We start from the raw sequence: 14,518 nt of genomic DNA on the forward strand, positions 1-14,518 counted from the left end.
GACTGGGGTGACGACTGACCTGCCGTCCCTCGCGGTGCACGGTACCGAGCGGTCGACGTAGCGACTTTGGCCGGGAGTTTCAATGGCCGAGTCAAGCGGATGGGGTGCCGTCCATGATCGAGGTCAGGAGCCCGTGGAGGTGCCTGTGCCTCAGCCGGCGAAAGTCAGCCACGACGGCGGGTGCACCGACCGATCAGGCGCGCGTGTGCCTCGCTGCACCCCCACTGGCCTCAGCCACGCTGCCGAGGTTCGTCGTCGGCCCGAGCAAGCTGTTGTCCATGCTTGATCGTGACAGGTGACCGCGGTCGCCACCAAGGGCGAGTTTCCTGCTGGAACCTGCGCCTTGGACGCGCGGTCGGCCTAGCGGCTTTGGCCGCGAGTTTCAGTGACCGAGTCAAGCCGTCTGTGTGGCTGGCGGGGTGGGGGTGAAGGCTCGGTCGTCGCGCAGGAGGGCCCACAGCACACTGGTGCGGCCTCGTGCGAGGGCGATGACGGCCTGGACGTGTTTGCAGCCCTCGCCGCGTTTCTTGAGGTAGTAGTCCCGGTTGGGGCCGTCGCGGATGATGCTGGTCTGCGCGGAGAGGTAGAAGACTCTGCGCAGGCGGCGGCTGTAGCGCTCGGGGCGGTGTAGGTTGCCGGTGCGGCGGCCGGAATCGCGGGGGACGGGAACCAGGCCGGCGGCTGAGGCCAGGTGGCCGGCGTCGGCGTAGGCGGTCATGTCGCCTGCGGCGACGACGAACTCGGCTCCGAGGATGGGGCCCATGCCGGGCAGCGACTCGATGATCTCGGCCTGTGGGTGGGTGCGGAAGGCGTCGCGGATCTGCCGGTCGATGCGCCCCAGCCGGTCGTCCAGAGCCAGGATCTGTGTTGCCAGGTCGGCGACGATCTGGGCGGCGGTGTCCTCGCCGGGCAGGGCGGTCTGCTGGGCCTGGGCCGCTTCCACGGCCGTGGCGGCCACGCGGTCCGCGTCGCGGACACCTCGATTGATCAGCCAGGCCGTCAGGCGTGCCAAGCCGCGCCGGCGGAGGGCGGCCGGGGTCTGGTAGCCGGTCAGCAGATCGGCCAGCGCCTCGGGGTCGCGTTCGCCGTCGGCCGCGCACGTCGCCAAGGACCTGGGCGTCCACAAGGAGGCCCTGCGCGGCTGGGTCCGCCAGGCCGAGGCGGACGCCGGCGAACGCGACGACCGGCTGACCACCGCGGAGGACGAGGAACTGAAGCAACTCCGCAAAGATGGATCGCCTCCGGTGTCATCGGCCCATGTCCACGGCCCTGTCCCTGATCGGATCCGTCACGAGATCGGCCACGGGCTCGTGACGGCCGCAACGATCCTCGAGTTCTCTGTCGGTGATTCCTAATGCGGCCTGTCAAGCTGCGGCGGATCTGGGTGGGGTGAGCTCGTAGCAGAACCCATCGCGTAGGAGCGCCCAGAGGACGTTGACGCGGCGGAGGGCCGAGGGCGAGGACTGCTTGGGTGTGGCGTTTGCCCTCGGCGCGTTTGCGGTCGTAGAACCGGCGTGACTCGTCGCAGTGCCGGATGCTGAACAACGCCGACATGTAGAAGACGCGTTGGAGACGGCGGTTGTATCGCCGGGAACGCCGGAGGTTGCCGCTGATCTTCCCGGAATCGCGGGGCACCGGGGCGACGCGCCGAAGCCGACGAGTCGGTCGGCGGTGCCGAAGAGCGTCATGTCGCCGCCGGTGGCGGCCAGGAAACTCGGCGCCAAGGGTGATGCCCAGACCGGGCATGCTGGTGATCACGTCGAAAGCTCGGTGGTCGCGAAACCTGGCCTCGATGTCCTTGTCGAGTTCGGCGACCTGCTGGTTGAGCCCTATCACCTCCCTCGCGAGCGTATGCACCAGCTGAGCGGCCAGCTTCTCGCCGGGCAGGCTGATGTGCTGTTGCTCAGCGGCCTCGATGGCGATCTGGGCGATCCGGTCCGGGTGCACGACATGGCGGTTGCGCAGCCAGGTTTCCAGCCGCTTGGCGCCGTACGGCGGATGGCGGCGGGGGTCTGCTAGCCGGTCAGCAAGGTGAGCGGGCCGGTGTTGGTCAGGTCCAAGGCGTGACAGCAGCCGCTCGTAAGGTCACCCAGCGCCCCCTGCACGACCTCGGCTGAGAGCCTCGACGACAGACAGCTCAGGGTCCCGGCGTCCAGAAGGACGCCGGGACCCTGCGTGCTCGCACCGGATGGCTACTTCATGGCTGCCAGGGCCCCGTCGACGCCCGCGGTGGGGGAGCCGAGGCCGGTGACGGTGTCGTAGCCGGGGCCGGCTGTGCACTCCGCGCCGCATCGGCCGTTGGAGCCGGCGGTGATGTCTCGCAGGTAGCTGCTGCCGAGCGCGTAGACATCGGTGTGCGCCGTGTCGCCGTCCGGACCGTCGGAAGCCAGGTGCGGCTTGCCGGCGGTGGCCCGGAGCTGGTCGGCCGAGGCGATGATCGCACCCCAGATCGGGGCGGACAGGCTGGTGCCGCCCACCTTGAACCACATGGAGTGGGAGGCGCCGCCGTACGTCATCGTCAGGTAGACCGGCACGCCGGTGGCGGGGTCGGCCACGAAGCTGACGTCCGGTGTGGCCCTGAGTGGCGAGGGCTGCACGCCGTCCTGGTAGGCCGGGCGCGGCTCGAAGTAGCTCAGGCCGCCGCCGGTGGACCTCCACGCCGTCTCGTCGATGGTGTTGCCGTCGGCGTCCAGTCGGAGGTTGGTGCCGCCGATGGCCAGGGCGTAGGGGTTGGTGGCGGAGTAGCTGCCGGGATAGCCGAAGTCTCCGGTGGACTGGACGCAGACCGAGTCGGTCAGCTTGCAGTGGCCGTCGTAGAAGGCCTCCTCGGAGAACTCGCCGGCGCCCCAGCTGTTGCTGACCGCGGCCGGGTGCAGCGCCGCGGTCGCGTCTTGGGCCCGGGACAGCGCTGCCATGGTCGGATCCTTGGCCTCGACCAGGACGATCTTGGCGTGCGGGGCCGCCGAGTGCGCCCACTCGATGTCCAGCGCCGCCTCCTCGTTCCAGCCGGTGTCCACGTCCGGCTGGGTACCGTCCGCGTAGACCTGCTGGAAGTCGAAGCAGTCCTCTCCCGTGCCGGCCGTGTCGCAGGTCTGCGGCAGGTTGAAGTGCGCGGCGAAGTGGTTCAGGTCCGCCTTCGCCGTCGGGTAGTGGTACGCGTCGACGATCGCGATCGTCTGGCCCGTGCCGTCACCCTTGAGGCCCAAGCGTGCCTGGACCTGCTGCGGGGTGTAGCCGGGGGCGACCTCCTGGGCGTTGTCCTGGCCCGCGCTCAGCCTCTTGGCTGCCGGAGTCTTCGACTGGATCTCGATGGGGACCGAGGCGGTGCCGATCGGCATGCCGAGGTCCTTCAGCGGGCTCGCGCTGTGCATCCGGTCGCCGTTGAGCTGACCCGCCTTGGCGGCGGTCTGCGGGGCCGCGGCCGACGTGTCGCCGTTCGGAGGAGTCGGAATCCGGGTGGGCTCGTCCTCGGAGAGCTTGTAGGTGGTCAGGCCATGCGGGAAGTAGTCGATGTCGTTGACGGCGTCCCCGATCGACTGCGCCGCGATGTTCAGAGCCCGCCAGTCGAGCGCGAGACCGATCAGGTCGTCGCCGGGGCCGTCGCCCAGCGCCGCTGTTTTCACCTGGCTCGCCCCCAGGGCGAAGTCCGTCGCGCTCTCGCGGAGGAAGCCGTCGTTGTCCGCGAAGGGAGTGTCGTAGGACCACAGGTTCTGGTAGGCACCGACGAACGCCTCGGTTCCGCCGACGGATCTGGCGAACACTGCGGAGTGGAAGCCGAGGAAGGTGGGTACGTCGTAGGGCTCACCGCCGTTCGCCGGGTACACGAAGTCGTTGAACTCGCGCATCTCGACCAGGCCGGTCTTCTTGGACGCGACGAAGCCCTGCGACGTTCCGGGGCTGTCGTAGTTCTTGATCACCGCGCCGGAGCGCGCATCGAGGATCTGGACCAGGTGGCTGTAGTTCCTGAAATCGCCGGTGTAGGCGAAGGCGACACCGTGCCCGCTGGCGCCCGGGATGTTCGGGTCGGCCAGGGCGGGGTTGGTCGGCACGATCGCGACGGCATCAGAGCCGGTCGGGGTCTCGGTCCAGTTCGGGATGCCGGTGGCGGCGTCCAGGCTGACCGCCGTCGGCGCCGGGTCGGTGGCCTGCGTGGGCAGGCCGATGCCGTGGTGTGTGCCGCCGTACTCGAAGAACAGGTGTCCAGCGCCGTCCGTGGTGACGCTGGAGAAGACCAGGCTCTTGCCCGCCGTACCCTTCGGCCGGTACGTCCACAGCATCTTGCCCTGCTCGCTGTACGCGGTCAGGCTGCTGCCCGGGACGACGATCTCGGATCCGCCGCGGCCGTCGCCCACGACCGTGAGCGAAGCGGCATAGCCGCCGGTGTGCACGTTCGCGCGCACCTCACCGCTGTGCCTGTCCAGTACGGCGAAGCCGTGGTCGGTCGCGGCCACCACACCGTCGCCGGCCGCGTCCTTGCCGGGGTTCGGCAGGAGGCGCAGGGCGTGCACCGAGCTGTCGACGGTGGCCCGCCACAGAACGGTCGGCGCCGCCTTCTTCAGGGTTCTGCCGTCGACGGCGAAGACACCACGGCTCTGGCCGGCGACGACCAGGTCCTTGGTCCCGTCCCGGTTCACGTCCGTGGCGACGGCCGCGTAGGGGTCACCGGCCAGGGGCATGGCGTGCGACGCACCGCTGTGGGGGTTGACCGTGTAGGCGGTGTCGTCATAGCCGACGGTGAGGAGTCCGCCCTGGTACTGGGTGAGCGTGTCGCCGGAGACGGCGCCGTCCTTTCGCCAGTCGAGTTGACCGCTCGCGGCCTTCAGTCCGATGAGCTGGGTGTGCTCGGGACCCGCCGGGGTGTCGGCGGTGGCCTTCGTCGGGTCGGACAGCGAGGCGAACACCTCGCTGCCCTTCGCATCGGAGGACAGCGCCATGGTCGGGGCGTTCGGCCCGCCGGTCGTGGAGGCCGTGGTGTACGACCAGAGGGTGCGGCCCTGAGCGTCCCAGCCGGAGATCGTGCTCTGACCGTCCGACAAGTCGGCGTCGATGCCGAGCTCTGCGACCGCGAACCGGGGCTGCCCGCCGTGCGCGTTCGGCAGGACCTTGAACGCCTCCGGCACAGTGCCCTCACGAGAGGCGAGCACCGCACGCTCACCGCTGTGCGCATCGATCGCGGTCAGGTCCCAGCGCACCTTGTCGAACGGGTCGTTCTGCTCGACCACCAGAACACGGTCCGCGCCCGGATCCTTCACCAGCATGCGCGGGTAGCCGGGCGTCTTGGTGTGCGCCGTGACGCTGCCGTCGGAGGTCTCGAGCACCAGCACGTTGCCGTCCGCCGGGCGCGGGCTTCCCAGGTCCATCGGGGTGTCGGACCACGACGCGGCGATCCGGCCGCTTCCCATCGACGTCAGATCGCCCCAGTACGCCCAGGGCGCGTGCGTCGAGTAGGTCCAGTCTGCGGTCCCGGTGAGCTTGCCGTCACCGGCGTGGCCGAAGCTGTAGGCGGTCAGATTGCTGCGGCTGTCGCCCTGTTCGGGTACCGGATCGCCGCCCCAGTCCGGGCCGACCGTGTTGGCGACGATCAGCTTGCCGTCCTGGAACAGCATGGTGCCGACGTAGCCGGGAACCAGCTTGCTCCACGCCGTCTTCCCGCTACGGCCGTCCAGGACGGTGACGAATGTGCCGTAGTCCACCTTCGAACCGGGTGAGGAGAACGGCCGGAACGGCCAGTCGCCCACCGCGTAGGCGACGGCGACGTCCTGGACACCGTCGCCGTCGAAGTCGCCCGTCACGTACGGCTGCTTGCCGGTGGCCGACATCTGGTACGGGTTGTAGCCGGCGTAGAGGTTCGGCAGATACGGGTACGGCTGGAACCAGTTGTCGGGGGTCACCTGCCAGTCCTTGTACAAGGAGGTGGCTCCGCGGCTCCACACCTGCCTGCCCTGGGCGTCGTACCGGGCGACGGTCCCGCCGCTGAAGACGCCCACCCAGTCCTTGGTGCCGCCGAGCGCCAGGCTCTCGGCGAAGCCACGGGCTGTCTCCCACCGACCGGTCCGCTGGAAACCCGGGGCGCCGGACGAGGACGGGGTGTCCGTGTGCTCGCCCGGGCCGGCCATCACGCTCGGCTTCGTGCCCGGCAGCACCGGGGCGGCGGCCGCGGGCCCCTCCTGGGCGGCGACCTGCCCGGGCGTGCCGTCGATCCGGGGTTCGTACCGCCTGCTGAGCCTCTCGATCGCGGCGGCGGTCAGCCGGACGCTCTTCGCGCCCTGCTGAGGGACCGCCTGAGCCGACGGTGTGACCAGCAGGCCGGCGGCGAGCCCCAGCACGGTGGCGACCATGCCGGAGCGTATGCCCTTTCCACGCATTCTCAAGTGACCACGCGCCTCTCGGGTGGGAGCAGGGCGGTTGTGTCGAAGAAGCACTGGTGAACCGCCCTGCAGGGGATGCCGGTACTGTTCCAGCGCACCCGGCTCACCGGGAGACGAACGGCTGGCCGATACCGGTCAGCAGCCGGTAGCGGCCAGGCGCCGCCTCGGCCGGGACATACATGAGGAGGCGAACCTGTGCTGGAGTCCCTGGGTCTGGACGATGCGACCGAGCGCACCTACCGCCATCTGCTGGCTTCGCCGCCACTGACCGCGACCGAAATGGCCAAGCATCAGTCCTGCGGCACGGCACAGGCCCGCCGCATGCTCGACGACCTGGTCGCGGCGGGCCTCGCGGTCCCCTCGGCGGGACGACCCACCCGCTACGCCCCGCTGGATCCGCGCATCGGCCTGGCCGCTCTGATCCGCGCCCGCCGTCTGGAGCTGGAGCGCGCGGAGGCCGCGCTGGACGCCTACGGCGCCGAGTTCAACGAACGCAAGCTCAGCTCCGATCCGAGTGGGCTGGTCGAGATCATCGAAGGGCCGACCGCAATCACCGACTGGCTGACCGCGCTGATGGCGGGCGCCGAGCACGAGGTGCTGTGCTTCGACACCCCGCCCTACCTCACGGCTGACGCGAGTGCGTTGCAGTCCGAGGAGGAGCTGCTGGCCCGTGGCGTGCGGGCACGGGCGGTCTACTCGAGCCAGGTGCTGGCCATCCCCGAACGCGCGGATCTGCTCCAGCACCTCGTGCTCCTCGGGGAACAGGCCCGGGTGCTGCCCCATGTGCCCCTGAAAATGCTGGTCTTCGACCGTCGCGATGCCATCGTTCCGCTCACCGCCGGCGTCGACGGCCTGCGTAGTACGGCCGCCCTGGTCCACCGGTCACCGCTGTGCGACGCACTGGTCGACCTCTTCGAGGTGAGTTGGCGGCAGGCCACGCCCGTCTTCGGCAGCGAGGCCCGGGAGACGGACGACCATCCCGACCTCGGCGAGGCGGAGCGTGCTCTGCTCCACTTGCTCCACGCCGGACTGAAGGACGAGACCATAGCCCGCCAACTCGGTCTCAGCGAACGCACCCTGCGCCGCCGGATCACCGACCTGACCGTCCGCCTCGGGGCGACGAGCCGGTTCCAGGCGGGCGCGCAGGCAGTTCGCCGCGGGTGGCTCTGATCCCCGTCCGGGATGGTTGACAGCGCCGGGAGCGCCCGGTAGACGGCGGCCAGGGCCTCGCACACGGCGGGTGCCGTGCTGCGGCCACCGCCGCAGACCTACGCGTGCACGGCGAGGTGCATGTCGCGCCGTGATCTCCCCGCTCGGGAAGATCTTGGGAACCGAGCCCTTTCCGGCAACGACAGTCGGCTATCGGCAGCTTCTTGTCTGGGCCCGCAAGCGGGGTACGGTGCGCCGGGCCGGTGTGAAGGGCACCGGCACCTTCGGCGCGGGCCTGTCCCGCTACCTGCTGGCCCAGCAGATTCAGGTCTTCGAAGTGAACCGGCCCGACCGCTCGGTCCGCCGGCTGCTCGGGAAGTCGGACCCGCTCGACGCTCAGGCCGCCGCGCGAGCGGTGCTCAGCGGTCGCGCCAGCAGGGCGGCTCCCTACCCATCACCTTCGTCCCGCCCCTCGTCGAAGACGAACAGTGGCTTGGTGCCGTGTGCGGGTGCTTCGGCCAGCGCGACGGCTTCTGCGAAGGCTTCGAGCGGGAACGGCCGGCCCTGGGGGATGCTCAGCACCCCATCGGCGACGAGACCGCGCACCTGGGCCAGCGCGTGCAGCGCGTCCTCCGGTGAGGCGCTGCCGAACCAGCGATTCAGCCAGAACCCACGGACTGTTTTGGTCTCGTAGATGACCGAGCGGGCCTGGAGCGGAATAGTCAGCGCCGCCGGGTCGGTCTGCCGGTGGGTGGAGAGCGCGCCGTACACCAGCAGCTCTCCACGCGGAGCCAGTGACTGGGACACTTGGGCGCCGACGGGGCCTGCGACACAGTCGATGGCCTTCCGCACGCCAGCCGGTCCCGCGATCTCAGCGACGCGCTGCACCAAGTCCTCGTCCTCTGTGCAGATGACCTCGTCTCCACCGATCGCTGTGATCTCCTCGACAGCAGCACGCCGGCGCACGACATTGATCGTGCGAATCCCCAGATGCCGGGACAGCTGGATCACGAGCCGGCCGACGGTGGAGCCCGCGGCGGTCTGCAACAGCCACTCGTCCGGCTGCACGTCGAGTTCGTGCGTGACGAGGAGCAGCGCGGTCAATGGATTGACGGCGAGCTGGCAGGCGCTGGAGTCGCTCAGCTGGTCGGGGACCGGTAGCAGCCTGTGTGAGTCGGCGACGAGGTATTCCTGCCAGGTGCCTGCCACAGCGGGCCCGGGTACGGCCGGGATCACGGCGGCCACCACGCGCTCACCGACCTTCAGCCCCTCGGTCTGCGGGCCCAGGTCAGCGATGCGGCCCACGCATTCCATGTAGCCCCCGACAGCGGGAAACTCCGGCGAGAAGCCGTACCGGCCGCGCAGCACGTGCAGATCACTCGCGTGAACCGGGGTCGCCTTCACACGGATCAACGCCTGACCGGCGTCCGGCATGGGAACAGGCCGGGATTCCAGCCGCAGGACATCGGCGGGCTCGCCGGCCGCTACGGCTACGAGCGCGCGCATGGATCGAGGCATGAGTGGCCTTTCGTCTCCCGGTCCACGAGGAACCCGGCGGACGCTCCAGGCAGAGCGATGCTGGGGTCGGCGCCCGGGCGGGTGCCGAGGTTGTGATCGGCATTGGACTCTTCCAGACCCTTAACCGGCTCACCCGAGATGATCATGCAAGGGCTCTGGGCTCACCGGTTTGCCGAGCCCCGCACCGCTCGCTGCAGTACGAGTCCGGACAGGCACCCGTCACTTCACGCTACGCCCAGCTTCGGGAAGGTTCTCGGCGGTGGACCATGACCAGGGAGAGAATGCCCGCTGCGCCGATTCGGAACTCGGCATCAGCCGCTTGTGTCGGCGTCGCCGTCCTCAGGCGGGTCCCCCTGTCTCCTGCCGCCCGGAGGGGAGCCGTCCCCGTGCTCTTCCAGCAGCTCGAGGAGCGCGGCATCCGCTCTTTTCTGGTCTTCCTTCGTCAGCTCGACCGGTGCGTTGTTGTAGACGGTGTAGCGACCTGGATCGATGATGTTGGCGGCCCTCAAGCTGAACGTCAGCAAGGGGCGCCACCCCTTGCGGTGGCCGACCCGCACCTGTATCTGGGCCTTGTAGTCACGGGCCTCCGGGAGGAAGCCGGAAAACGGTGCCTCGAACTCGAGGAAGAGCTGTTGCGCTTCTCTGCCGGGCACGACGAACCCCGCCGGCAGCTTCGCCTCCTCGTCCGGCCCCGGTTGGAGCCGGGACGGGGAGGACACCCACAGGAGTGGCAGATGAGAGGCGGGCTCATCGGGGAAGGTCAGGATGAGGTCCTGCACGACGATCGGTTTGGGACCGGTGTTGTGCAGGACGAGCGGCAGTCGCAGGCGTGCCGTGGAACCGTGGACGATCGCCGCGAAGGAATGAGGTTCCCACGCCTGCAGGCGTCCCTGTCGGGCGTTGAGCCACCAGAACGACGCGACGGTGAAGAGCAGTGCGCAGCCTGATACCACACTGGCGCCGGTAAGCGATGAGGACGCGATCTGATCCGCCGCGACCATCAGCGGAACCACAGAGTCAGTCTGCCAGCCCCGCCGTGGGCTCGCTAACAGGACGAGTGGCCGCAAACGTCTCCCGGAACGGGTCAGAGGCCGGCGAGGAGTACGCACCGGCACGAACCTCTGCTCGTGCCTGCGGCACGAAGAGAGGGCGTCGCACGACACCGGTGGCGCGCGAGCTACTCCATTTCGTTTCGAAGCGCGGGTTGCGGACCGGCGCTGCTCACATGGGTGCGGTGAGCCCAAAGCAAGCGGAATTTTGAGTTCCGGGGACCAAGATCCCGTGCCGCGGTCGCGGGTTGACTGCTCTGTGTGGGTGGCAGGAGCCGGCCACTCGGCCCGGCCGCCGGGCGGTCACCGTGGTGCTGTGACGATGTCTGCGCGGCCGGGCCGACGGAACTGAAGCACGGTGCGAGGCACACATGGACAGTTTGCTCGGAGCTTGGGTCCTTGAGGACTTCTCGCTGACACGACAGGGGACGGTCGTCCGTCCGCTCGGGGAGCGTCCCAGGGGGGTGCTGCACTACGCCGCCGACGGCTGGATGAGCGCACTGCTGACAGTCCATCCCGATGACGCCCCGTTCGTATCCCCGTTCGAGGAGGCAGCCGCCGGGACCGTGGCGTACGCCGGACGCTGGGAGCGCGAGGCGGACGGGTCGGTCGTGCACCACGTTCAGACCAGTCACTACGCGCCGTGGACGGGGACGGACCTGGTGCGCGAGGTCCAGTTCGGCCCGGGACGGCTGGAGCTGACAGCTGCCGGGGCCGACGACTCCCAGGTGCGCATTGTCTGGCGGCGGGCCGATGCCTGACGACGTAGGACGGGCCCGGTCTCCCGCCAAACAGCCGGAGCAGCGACAACGACCGTCCGACTGATCACTCGATCGTCCCGTTCCCCCTTCCCCTTTTCGCTTTCTGAACATGGAGGTGTTGTGCCATGCGGACAGCCACGCTCGACAGCCGTCTCGTGCTCGTCTTCCCCGACGGCGCCGTAGATGTGGAGAAGGCCAGCGACGGCCTGTTCTCCTCGGACCCGCAGGCGGTCTTCGACCGCTGGGCCGAGTTCCGCGACTGGGCCCGGTCGGCGGCCTCGACCGGCCACGAGCGGATCGCCGTGGTGGAGCAGCAGCTGGGCGCGCCGGTGCCGCGCCCGCGGCAGGTCTTCGCGGTCGGGCTGAACTACGCCGACCACGTGGCGGAGTCGGGGGTCGCCGTACCGGAGCGTCCCGCTGTCTTCACCAAGTACGTCACGTCCCTGACCGGGCCCTACGCCACGGTCGAGCTGCCGAGTGCCCTGGTCGACTGGGAGGTCGAGCTGGTAGCGGTGATCGGTCGTGAGGCGCACCAGGTCGCCGCTTCGGACGCGTGGCGGTACGTGGCCGGCCTCACGCTCGGCCAGGACCTGTCCGAGCGCGGCATCCAGTTGTCGGGACCGGCGCCCCAGTTCTCCCTCGGCAAGTCGTTCCCCGGCTTCAGCCCGACCGGGCCGGTGCTGGTCACCCCGGACGAGTTCGACGACCCCGACGACCTCGCGCTCGGCTGCGCGATCGACGGCGAGACCATGCAGGACTCCCGTACCTCCCAGATGATCTTCTCGGTGTCCCAGCAGATCGCCTGGATGTCGTCGATCTGCACGCTGCTGCCCGGCGACCTGATCTTCACCGGCACCCCGGCCGGCGTGGGCGGCGCCCGGAACCCGCGCCGGTTCCTGGCCCCCGGCGAGGAACTGCGCAGCTGGATCGACGGCATCGGTGAGCTGCGCAACCCCCTGGTCGCCGGCCCCACCTACCCCGAAGGCACCCAGGCCGTCTGACGCGCGGCCCCACACCCGTCTGCGTACACCACCCGCACACTGAAGCTTTTTGAGGAGACTGTCATGGCCCTGCACCGCGTGGCGCACATCACGATCGGGGTGCCCAATGTGGCCGACACCTCGGCCTACTACGCCGATTTCGGACTGACCGACCTCGGCGACGGCCGATTCGCCACTGCCGACGGTGGCGAACAGCTCAAGATCGTTCACGCGGCGCGGCGCCGCCTGGAGGAACTCACCCTGAGCGCCGACGACCAGGACGACCTCGGGCGGATCGGCTCGGCCCTCGACCGGCTCGAGGTGCCGTTCGTCCGGGACACCCACCGCCTGCGCGCGGTCGACCCGGGCACCGAGGTGACGGTGACCGTCGAGGTGCAGCCGCGCATCGTGCAGCCCGCCGCCGCGCGGATGCCGTACAACGCTCCCGGGCGGATCGAGCGGACCGGCGAGCGTGCCCCCGGCGTGCTGCGTGAGGGTCCGGTGCGCGTCCGCCGCCTCGGACACGTGGTCCTGGGCTCCACCGACCAGGAAGCCTCCCAGCGCTTCTTCACCGAAGGGCTCGGCTTCAAGGTCAGCGACCTGGTACCGGGCGCGGCGTTCCTGCGGTGCTCCACCGACCACCACAACGTCCTCGTCCAGAAGGCCCCCATCTCCTTCCTGCACCACACCTCCTGGCAGGTGGACGACGTGGACGAGGTGGGACGCGGCGCCACCCGGATGCTGGAGGACCACCCCGAGCGCCACGTCTGGGGTCTGGGCCGCCACCAGCTGGGGTCGAACTTCTTCTGGTACCTCCGGGACCCGGCCGGCAACTTCTCCGAGTACTACTCCGACATGGACTGCATCGTCGACGACCAACTGTGGACCCCCGGGACGTGGGAGGACGCCCGCCTCGCCCTGTACAACTGGGGCCCGCCCGTACCGCCGTCCTTCCTCCGCCCCGAGGACCTCGCCGCGATGATGACCGGCGCGCACGACGCCGGCTGAACAGACGAAAAGGAACGCAATCATGAGCACCTCGACCGAGGGTCTCGCCGCGGAGACCTACGACGTGCTGGTCGTCGGCGCCGGTCCGGTCGGGCTGGCCACGGCCATCCAGCTGGCCACCCGAGGCCGCCGGGTCGGCATCGTCGAACGCTGGCCCCAGCCCTACCCGCTGCCACGCGCTGTCGTCTTCGACCACGAGGCCGGCCGCATCCTGGCATCGCTGGGGTTGGACATGGCCGCTGTCAGTGAACCCGCTGTCGACTACGAGTGGCGCAACGGAGACGGTCAGCTACTCCTCCGTTTCGACTTCTCGGACGACAACCACTCCGGCTGGCCCAACATGAGCGCGTTCAACCAGCCCACCGTGGAAGCGGCCCTGAACGAGCGCGTCCAGTCGCTGCCGGGGATCGACATCCTGCGCGGCTGGGAAGCCGTGGCCGTCCAGGCGGGCCCCACGGCGGTGGAAGTCACCGTGGCGGAGAGCGCGGGAGACGAGCCCCTGCTCCGTGACGGGGTGCGCGCGCAGCGTACCCTCCGGGCCGCGTACGTCGTCGGCTGCGACGGCGCCAACAGCTTCATCCGCTCGTGCATGCCCACCTCCGTCACCGACCTCGGCTTCACGTACGACTGGCTGGTCCTCGACGTCATGCCCCATGACCGGGACCGCGCATGGACGCCACGGAACCTGCAGCTCTGCGATCCGGCCCGGCCGACCACAGCGGTGGTCGGCGGCCCCGGCCGCCGTCGGTGGGAATTCATGCGCCTGCCCGGCGAGTCCATCGCCGAGCTCCACCAGGCCGAGACCGCCTGGAAGCTGCTCGAGCCGTGGGACCTGCACCCGGACAACGCCACCCTTGAGCGGCAGACCGTCTACACCTTCCGGGCACGCTGGGCGGACTCCTGGCGCGACGGCCGGCTGCTGCTCGCCGGGGACGCGGCCCACCAGATGCCGCCGTTCGCCGGGCAGGGCCTGTGCTCGGGCCTCCGTGACGCCATCAACCTGAGCTGGAAGCTCGACCTGGTGCTGTCCGGGAAAGCCGACGACAGTCTGCTGGACACCTACACCACCGAGCGATGCCAGCATCTGCAGAACGCGATCGAGAAGTCCGTGATGCTGGGGAGGGTCATCTGCGAGCCGGACCCGGCCGCGGCCGTCGAGCGCGACGCCCGCATGATCGCCGACCAGCGGGCAGGCCGCGTACCACAGGGAGACCAGTTTCTGGGGACCTTCACCGGCGGACTGCTGGACCGCGACTGCACCGGCGCCCCCGCGGAGCCGACCGGGCAGCTCAGCCGGCAGGGACGGGTGCGGTTCAGGGGCCGTACCGGCATGTTCGACGAAACCGTCGGCATCGGGCTCACCCTGCTCACCACCGGTGATCCGCGTGACGGGCTCGACGAGGACACCCTGGCCTGGTGTGAGCAGGTCCGGCTCCGCCTGCTGAGGATCACCGACGACCCGGCGGCGAACGGCCCCGATGACGTAGTCGATCTCGACCGCACCTACCTGTCCGACCTGGCCCGTGCGGGCATCGAGGCCATGCTGGTGCGCCCCGACTTCTACGTCTTCGGCGGCGCCAAGAGTACGGCCGACCTCCCGCGTCTGGTCACTGCGCTGCGCGGCGGGCTCACGGCGGCCCCCGCCCCGGAGGTCACCGCTTGAGCCGCCGGCGCCACAGCAGGTG

Annotated in this window: 10 protein-coding genes and 3 pseudogenes; 8 read left to right on the forward strand and 5 right to left on the reverse strand. The window is 69.8% G+C overall.

Annotated elements, in window-relative coordinates; all coding sequences use genetic code 11:
* Positions 1-394 precede the first annotated feature (394 nt).
* Positions 395-1,057: pseudogene (locus ACFY2Z_RS37875) on the reverse strand (transposase); the annotation flags it as partial.
* A gap of 76 nt (positions 1,058-1,133) precedes the next feature.
* On the opposite strand from ACFY2Z_RS37875, the gene ACFY2Z_RS37880 reads away from it, so the two are divergent.
* Entirely contained in the window at positions 1,134-1,355 is a 222-nt protein-coding gene (locus tag ACFY2Z_RS37880; protein WP_390748565.1) for a hypothetical protein, read from the forward strand.
* Positions 1,356-1,563: 208 nt separating this feature from the next.
* Here ACFY2Z_RS37880 and ACFY2Z_RS37885 read toward each other — a convergent pair.
* A pseudogene (locus ACFY2Z_RS37885) lies at positions 1,564-1,746 on the reverse strand (IS110 family transposase); the annotation flags it as partial.
* Between ACFY2Z_RS37885 and ACFY2Z_RS37890 the strand changes: the two are divergent.
* On the forward strand, positions 1,672-2,019 hold the full coding sequence (locus tag ACFY2Z_RS37890; protein WP_390748567.1) for a hypothetical protein: 348 nt from the start codon (positions 1,672-1,674) through the stop codon (positions 2,017-2,019). The pseudogene ACFY2Z_RS37885 and the gene ACFY2Z_RS37890 sit on opposite strands and share 75 nt — an antisense overlap.
* A 173-nt stretch (positions 2,020-2,192) precedes the next feature.
* Here the strand turns inward: ACFY2Z_RS37890 and ACFY2Z_RS37895 are convergent, their stop codons facing one another.
* Complete coding sequence (locus ACFY2Z_RS37895) at positions 2,193-6,338, reverse strand: hypothetical protein (protein WP_390748540.1); 4,146 nt, start codon at positions 6,336-6,338, stop codon at positions 2,193-2,195.
* 225 nt (positions 6,339-6,563) lie between these two features.
* Here ACFY2Z_RS37895 and ACFY2Z_RS37900 point away from each other — a divergent pair, with 225 nt between their 5' ends.
* Positions 6,564-7,538 carry a helix-turn-helix domain-containing protein gene (locus ACFY2Z_RS37900; protein WP_390748541.1) on the forward strand — a complete coding sequence of 325 codons (975 nt, stop codon included), beginning with the start codon at positions 6,564-6,566 and terminating at the stop codon, positions 7,536-7,538.
* A gap of 130 nt (positions 7,539-7,668) precedes the next feature.
* Positions 7,669-7,887: pseudogene (locus ACFY2Z_RS37905) on the forward strand (IS110 family transposase); the annotation flags it as partial.
* Positions 7,888-7,964: 77 nt separating this feature from the next.
* On the opposite strand, the gene ACFY2Z_RS37910 reads toward ACFY2Z_RS37905, so the two are convergent.
* Together ACFY2Z_RS37910 and ACFY2Z_RS37915 are read right to left on the reverse strand one after the other, a co-directional pair.
* Positions 7,965-9,023 carry a zinc-dependent alcohol dehydrogenase family protein gene (locus tag ACFY2Z_RS37910; RefSeq protein ID WP_390748542.1) on the reverse strand — a complete coding sequence of 353 codons (1,059 nt, stop codon included), beginning with the start codon at positions 9,021-9,023 and terminating at the stop codon, positions 7,965-7,967.
* Positions 9,024-9,346: 323 nt separating this feature from the next.
* On the reverse strand, positions 9,347-10,048 hold the full coding sequence (locus ACFY2Z_RS37915) for a hypothetical protein (protein WP_390748543.1): 702 nt from the start codon (positions 10,046-10,048) through the stop codon (positions 9,347-9,349).
* Positions 10,049-10,455: 407 nt separating this feature from the next.
* Between ACFY2Z_RS37915 and ACFY2Z_RS37920 the strand changes: the two genes are divergently transcribed.
* The 4 genes from ACFY2Z_RS37920 (at position 10,456) to ACFY2Z_RS37935 (ending at position 14,496) form a co-directional block, all read left to right on the forward strand.
* Positions 10,456-10,845 carry a lipocalin-like domain-containing protein gene (locus tag ACFY2Z_RS37920; RefSeq protein WP_390748544.1) on the forward strand — a complete coding sequence of 130 codons (390 nt, stop codon included), beginning with the start codon at positions 10,456-10,458 and terminating at the stop codon, positions 10,843-10,845.
* 125 nt (positions 10,846-10,970) lie between these two features.
* Positions 10,971-11,846 carry a fumarylacetoacetate hydrolase family protein gene (locus ACFY2Z_RS37925; protein ID WP_390748545.1) on the forward strand — a complete coding sequence of 292 codons (876 nt, stop codon included), beginning with the start codon at positions 10,971-10,973 and terminating at the stop codon, positions 11,844-11,846.
* A gap of 63 nt (positions 11,847-11,909) precedes the next feature.
* Positions 11,910-12,833 (forward strand): VOC family protein, encoded by a 924-nt coding sequence (locus tag ACFY2Z_RS37930; RefSeq protein ID WP_390748546.1) that lies wholly within the window; start codon positions 11,910-11,912, stop codon positions 12,831-12,833.
* A gap of 22 nt (positions 12,834-12,855) precedes the next feature.
* Entirely contained in the window at positions 12,856-14,496 is a 1,641-nt protein-coding gene (locus ACFY2Z_RS37935) for a bifunctional 3-(3-hydroxy-phenyl)propionate/3-hydroxycinnamic acid hydroxylase (protein WP_390748547.1), read from the forward strand.
* Positions 14,497-14,518 lie beyond the last annotated feature (22 nt).

Origin of the sequence: Streptomyces sp. NPDC001222, from assembly GCF_042896945.1 — a bacterium.
GTDB lineage: Bacteria > Actinomycetota > Actinomycetes > Streptomycetales > Streptomycetaceae > Streptomyces > Streptomyces gibsoniae.

Coding starts and splice junctions, on each gene's coding strand:
- ACFY2Z_RS37895 (WP_390748540.1), bottom strand. CDS start 6,338: ATGGTCGCCACCGTGCTGGGGCTCGCCGCCGGCCTGCTGGTCACACCG.
- ACFY2Z_RS37910 (WP_390748542.1), bottom strand. CDS start 9,023: ATGCGCGCGCTCGTAGCCGTAGCGGCCGGCGAGCCCGCCGATGTCCTG.
- ACFY2Z_RS37920 (WP_390748544.1), top strand. CDS start 10,456: ATGGACAGTTTGCTCGGAGCTTGGGTCCTTGAGGACTTCTCGCTGACA.
- ACFY2Z_RS37925 (WP_390748545.1), top strand. CDS start 10,971: ATGCGGACAGCCACGCTCGACAGCCGTCTCGTGCTCGTCTTCCCCGAC.
- ACFY2Z_RS37930 (WP_390748546.1), top strand. CDS start 11,910: ATGGCCCTGCACCGCGTGGCGCACATCACGATCGGGGTGCCCAATGTG.
- ACFY2Z_RS37935 (WP_390748547.1), top strand. CDS start 12,856: ATGAGCACCTCGACCGAGGGTCTCGCCGCGGAGACCTACGACGTGCTG.